The organism is Myxosarcina sp. GI1(2024) (assembly GCF_053543375.1).
Genome location: NZ_JBKGTY010000005.1, coordinates 275,674 through 277,861, shown reverse-complemented (window position 1 = coordinate 277,861; position 2,188 = coordinate 275,674). Strand labels below are relative to the sequence as shown.

The following is a 2,188-nucleotide window of genomic DNA, read 5'->3' as shown; positions in this document are numbered from 1 at the left end:
TAAGTTGGACGATTCTGCTTGGCAGCAAATTTTCGTTGTTCTGAGCCACCAACAAGACATCCGTATCAAAGACCCCAAAGCTTGTCGTCGTTTTCTGAATGCGGTTCTCTGGATTACTCGCACAGGTGCTCAATGGCGTGAATTACCCAAACGTTTTGGCAACTGGAACAGCCTCTACAAACGATATCGGCGTTGGTGTCAGAAGGGAGTTTGGCATCGTCTCTTGCAAGAAATGTCCCACTCTGCTGACTTAGAAAGTTTAATTCCCGATAGCACCATGATTCGTGCTCATCCCTGTGCAGCAGGAGCAAAAGGGGGTCAGAAAAACACTCTTTAGGAGGTTCTTGTGGCGGATTTAGTACCAAGTTACATGCTGTGGTAGATGCGTTGGGCAATCCGCTGCGGTTGCTTCTGACTCCAGGGCAAACCGCCGATATCAGTCAAGGAGAGGCATTGGTGGCTGGTTATCGAGCTCAACAGGTAATTGCCGATAAAGGCTATGATTGTGATGCTTTTGTGGTCTTGATTGAGGAAACTGGTGCTCAAGGCGTGATTCCGCCTCGTTCTGGTCGCCTCAACCCTAGAGATTACGATTCACATCTGTACAAGGAGCGACATCTAGTTGAGTGCTTTTTTAACAAACTTAAATACTATCGTCGCGTTTTCAGCCGTTTTGACAAAACTGACGAATGTTATTTGGGATTTGCCGAATTTGCTTCGGCTTTAATTTGGTTGCGTTAATTGTGTCAACAGAACCTAACAACTGGCGGGAAATTGCCACTTTTTCTTTAGCAAGAGCCAGGCTAGAGCGATAACCGAGAGCTTCAGCCTCAGCAATTTTTGCATCGGTTTGAGCTTGCGAACATACCCTTTCTAGTAATGCTCGCTTTTGGCTCAACTCTATTTGGTATGCAGCAAGCATTTGTTCGAGACGTTGGAATTCTTTGGCTACTAGCTCATCATTTAATTCGACTAAAATTTGTCCTGCTTGGACTCGCTCTCCTTCATCTACCTCGATCCGGCTTATTTTACCCATCTCAACTGGCTCGACTTTATAGGTTTCACCATTAGGTACTAACTTTCCTCGTGCCTTGCCTATTTCTTCGACTTGTCCGAACCAAGCCCAAATAATAATAGCTAAGGAAAATATCATTCCTCCAAAAACAAGTTGCTGAGGGAGGTTAGATGGAGGTTCGTCTAGGAGAGATTGCAAAGAAGGAGACCAATGAACTAATTCTCCATTGCCGTCAATCGAGGTGGAATTTTCGTTAACCAAACTAGATTCGCTATCTGTGTTATCTTTAACTTCAGATTTTTCTATAACTGATAACTCACAATTCTCTCGATTGGAATTGACTCTTTTGTAGTTGAGTAGCTTTGACAGTAATTCCATTTTTTTGTGTGTATTGATGGTAATATCAAATCCTTTTAATTGACCATAGATTGCAATGCTTGAAAAACAAAGCTTGCGGGGGTTTCGCACGAAGGCATTCGAGCCGATTTGATATAACTACTCGCTCTTTTTTCTCTTTTTTGAAATGTGAAATATTTTTGGTTTTTAAGTAAAAAATCTCAATAAAGCCGAATTTATTAGCAATTTAGCTCAAATAAAGCGATAAAAACAACTATTTACTCTAAATTACTTTCCTTTTCGACCTACTTATTTTTATAAAAGCATTATGTAGGGTTTTTTCAAATACTCCTGTAACATTCCTTAATTAGATTATGTAATTGCTAAATTTATTAAATCTATATTTAGTTATGCCTTTAATTAAACTAGTCATTTCAAGCGATAACGTTTATAAACTACTGATTAATTTTGAAGAACCTGTGAGGATTCAGTAGTATGCCAAAAATAATTATCAGCTAAAGAGAACAGACAAGCAATTTCTTTACAGTTTCTTTAAATATATGCAGTGGTAGACGATCGAGTTGTTGATGAGTTTGAAGCGATCGCCAGTCTTGAATTGTTAAAGAATAGTAAATAGTGCCAAATTGGCATGACATTTTAAGAGAGAGATAGTTTTATGTATTATTGTTTATGTATTATTGTTGGGATATGAGGCAGGGAAATGTTGTTAGCAAAAATCATCGATTTTTACAAGAGGATAGTGCGCGATCGAGACTTTCGCAGATACTCCTCTGAAAATAAACTTGATCTTGAGGTAGGGTTATCAGTCAGGAGCGA

At 39.5% G+C, this 2,188-nt stretch carries 3 protein-coding genes; 1 reads left to right on the top strand and 2 read right to left on the bottom strand.

The window, feature by feature from the left end; all coding sequences use genetic code 11:
• Positions 1-4 precede the first annotated feature (4 nt).
• A protein-coding gene (locus ACLFKQ_RS20255; RefSeq protein WP_448999442.1) for an IS5 family transposase occupies positions 5-741 on the top strand; the annotation gives its coding sequence in 2 pieces (ribosomal slippage) (positions 5-307 and positions 310-741; 735 coding nt in all).
• On the opposite strand, the gene ACLFKQ_RS20250 is transcribed toward ACLFKQ_RS20255, so the two are convergent.
• Both ACLFKQ_RS20250 and ACLFKQ_RS20245 read right to left on the bottom strand, forming a co-directional pair.
• Positions 665-1,393 carry a hypothetical protein gene (locus ACLFKQ_RS20250; protein ID WP_449001546.1) on the bottom strand — a complete coding sequence of 243 codons (729 nt, stop codon included), beginning with the start codon at positions 1,391-1,393 and terminating at the stop codon, positions 665-667. The two genes, ACLFKQ_RS20255 and ACLFKQ_RS20250, sit on opposite strands and share 77 nt — an antisense overlap.
• Positions 1,394-1,866: 473 nt before the next feature.
• Positions 1,867-2,007, bottom strand: coding sequence for a hypothetical protein (locus ACLFKQ_RS20245; protein ID WP_449001545.1), 141 nt, complete (start codon positions 2,005-2,007; stop codon positions 1,867-1,869).
• Positions 2,008-2,188: the final 181 nt, after the last annotated feature.